At 70.3% G+C, this 3,407-nt stretch carries 3 protein-coding genes; all 3 read right to left on the bottom strand.

Annotated features, from left to right (window positions below; all coding sequences use genetic code 11):
- On the bottom strand, nucleotides 1-271 hold a 271-nt coding region (locus WC555_RS15375; protein ID WP_373254988.1), incomplete at its 3' end, for a response regulator.
- Nucleotides 272-277: 6 nt separating this feature from the next.
- Nucleotides 278-2,956 carry a DUF4118 domain-containing protein gene (locus tag WC555_RS15370; RefSeq protein WP_373254985.1) on the bottom strand — a complete coding sequence of 893 codons (2,679 nt, stop codon included), beginning with the start codon at nucleotides 2,954-2,956 and terminating at the stop codon, nucleotides 278-280.
- A gap of 1 nt (nucleotide 2,957) precedes the next feature.
- Nucleotides 2,958-3,407, bottom strand: a 450-nt coding sequence (kdpC, locus tag WC555_RS15365) for a K(+)-transporting ATPase subunit C (protein ID WP_373254983.1), incomplete at its 5' end; no start/stop codon positions are given.

The following is a 3,407-nucleotide window of genomic DNA, read 5'->3' as shown; positions in this document are numbered from 1 at the left end:
TCTCGGCTTCCCGGTCGCGGGCCGACAGGATGATGATGGGGCCGGTGTAGAACTCGCGCGCCCGCTTCAGCACGTCCTTGCCGTCCATGTCGGGCAGGCCGAGGTCGAGCACGACCGCATCCGGGCTCCACAGGGCGATGCCGCGCAGGCCCTCTTGGCCGCTGTCGGCCCGCTTCGGCTCATAGCCGGCGGCGTCCAGCGCCGGCGACAGGAAGCGATGGATTTGCGGTTCGTCGTCGATGACGAGGATGCGGGGTCTGACGGCCGACATGGGACTTTATAGCAGGTTCGGATGGGTAGCGATGGACTTGGGCAGGCTGATCAGGACGCGGGTTCCCAGACCGTTGTGGATGGGACTGGCAGCCGCGATCCGGCCGTTCATCGCCTCGACGAACCCCTTGGCGATGGCGAGACCGAGGCCCGCGCCCTTGGAGCGGTCCGGTTGTTCCTCCATGCGACGGAATTTGTCGAACACCCGTTCCAGTTCGGCCGTGGGGATGCCCTTGCCTTCGTCCTCGATGCTGATGACCACCGAGCCCCGGTCCTCATACGCCGCCAGTTCGATCGTGGAGCCGTCGGGGCTGTAGGCGATGGCGTTCTCGAGGATGTTGACCAGCGCCTGCTCCAACAGGCCCTGATCGAGGCTGACCACGCTCAGCCGGGCCGGAAAGTCGCGGGTCAGACGGCGCGATCCGAGCCTGCGCGAGACCCGCTCGGCCGCCGCATTGAGGACGTCGCGCACGTCGGTCCAGTCGGCCTTGATGTTGAGCGCCCGGCCTTCCAGCCGGGTCATGTCCAGCAGGTCGCCGACGTAGCGGCTGAGGCGCTCGGCCTCCTCCCGGATGCTGAGCAGCAGGTCCTTGCGCACCTCTGGCTTCAGGGTCGGCCCATAGTCGATCAGGGTGGTGGCGGCGCCGAGCACGGTAGAGAGGGGGGTGCGCAGATCGTGGCTGACCGAGTTCATCAGGGCGCTGCGGAAGCGGTCGGTGCGGCGCAGGGTTTCGGTCTCGACCGCGTCGCCGGCCAGCTGGGCCCGTTCCAGGGCGACCGCGCCCTGCTGCAACAGCGCCAGCGTCAGTCGCTCCTCGTCGGAGCCGGGCGCGAGGGCGGCGGCCTCGACCCCGGCCACGCCAGACCGGGACCGGACGCCCTGGAGCGGGCGGAAGGTCCAGCTGGTCTGCGGCAGCGTGCCCGTGCCGTATCCGGCGGGCTCGCCCCGCTCCCAGGCCCAGCGCGCGGCGGCCATGGCCGCGGACCCCAGCGGCTCGAGAGTCGGCGCGCCGGCGGCCAGGGCGATGTCGCCCTCGTGGGGCAGCAGGACCACGGCCTTGGCCCCGGCGGCGGCGGCGGTCTGTTCCGCCAGCACCGAGGCGGTGGCCTGTTTCCCCTCGGCGGCGGACAAGGCCTGGCTGGCCGCGAGCAGGGCTGAGACCGCAGAGGCGCGGCGCTGGGCGTTCCGGGCCTGATCCCGCACCCGCCCCGCCAGGCCGCCGGTGACCGAGGCCACCGCCCAGAAGACGATGAGGGTCAGGATGTCGGTCGGTGAACCGATCTCGAAGGTGTAGCGGGGCTCAAGGAACAGGAAGTTGTAGACGAGGAAGGCGACCGTCGCGGCCGCCAGCGCCGGGCGCAGGCCGTGCAACACGCCGGCCGCCAGCACAGCGGACAGATAGATGACGCCGAGGTCGACGCGCTCGAACCCCTGATCCAGCCCGAGCGCCACGGCCGTCGCCACGGCGATGAAGCCCGCGCCGACCGCATATCCCCGCCAGTGATGCGGTTGGGGAGGGGCGACGGTCCCGGTCGGCCTCGCGACCGGCGCACTTCCCGGCTCGGTGATGACATGGATGGCCACCCCCTTGGCCGCGCGCAGCAGACCGGAGGCCAGGGAGCGCCCGAAGAATTCGCTGAGGCGGCTGTCCCGACCCTTGCCGATGACGATCTGGGTGACGTTGTTGCGGTGGGCGTGGTCCATGATCGACTTGACCACATCGTCGCCGGTAAGGACGACCGTGCGCCCGCCCAACTGTTCGGCCAGGATGAAGGCCTCGCTGAGCCGGGCGCTGCTTTCCGCCCCGGAGACCGGACGGTTGGGGCGCTCGACATGGGCGACGGTCCAGGGGGCGTCCATCGTCATGTCGGACAGACGTCGACCGGCCCGCACCAGTGAGGTCGCGATCGCGTCGCCACCGACGAGGACCAGTATGCGCTCACCCGCCGCCCACGGTCCTTCGACGCCACGCTCGCGCAGGGTCGCCAGAAGCTGATCGTCCACGGTCTGGGCGGCACGCCGCAGCGCCATCTCCCGCAGGGCGGTCAGGTTCTCGACCTTGAAAAAGTTCTCCGAGGCCAGACGCGCGGTCTCGGGCACATAGACCTTGCCCTCGGACAGGCGTTTGCGCAGTTCGTCGGGCGTGATGTCGACGACCTCGATGTCGTCGGCCCGGCTCAGGGCGCTGTCGGGCACGGCCTCGCGCTGGCGAACTCCGGTGATGCGCAGCACCACGTCGGACAGGCTTTCCAGATGCTGGACGTTCAGCGTCGTCCAGACGTCGATGCCGGCGGACAGGATCTCCTCGACATCCTGCCAGCGTTTGGGGTGGCGCGAGCCGGGGACGTTGGAGTGGGCGTATTCGTCGACCAGCAGCAGGCCGGGCTTGCGCGCCAGCGCCGCGTCGATGTCGAACTCCATCAGGGCGCGGCCCCTGTAGTCGATCGGGGCCCGCGGCATCACCTCCATCCCGCGCAGCAGGCTTTCGGTCTCGCGCCGGCCGTGGGTCTCGACCACCCCGACAACAACGTCGCCGCCCTCGGCCTTCCGGCCTCGGGCGGCGCGCAGCATCTCATAGGTCTTGCCGACCCCCGGAGACATGCCGAGGAAAACCTTCAATCGACCTCGCTTCGGTCGCTTCGCGGCGACCTTTGAGGGATCGGGAGGGGGCGGCGTCTCCGGCAAGTCAGCTCGCAGCGGGGAAGCGGGCGTCGAGCGCCCGGTTGGTCAGCAGCACATTGACGCGCGACTGGCCGATAAAGCCGAGCAAGGCGCCCTCCGTGTTCCCGTCGATCACCTGCTGCACCGCCGCCACGTCGATCCCCCTGGCCTGCGCCACGCGCGCCGCCTGCAGGCGAGCGTAGGCCGGAGAGATGTGGGGGTCGAGGCCCGAGGCCGAGGTGGTCACGGCGTCGGCCGGGATGACCGTCGCGCCCGTATCGGCCCGTATGGCGTCGGCGTCGCTCTTGATGCGGGCCGCCAGATCCGTATTGAGCGGACCGAGGTTCGACCCTGAGGAGGCCGAGGCGTCATAGCCATCGCCGGCGGCAGACGGACGCGGGTGCAGATAGCGGGCCTCGGCGAACGGCTGGCCGATCAGGGCCGAGCCGAGGATCTGGCCCCGGACGTCACGGAT

Origin of the sequence: Brevundimonas sp. (assembly GCF_041648615.1) — a bacterium.
GTDB lineage: Bacteria > Pseudomonadota > Alphaproteobacteria > Caulobacterales > Caulobacteraceae > Brevundimonas.
Note: the sequence above shows the minus strand (reverse complement) of the source record. Positions and strands in the feature narration are given on the sequence as shown.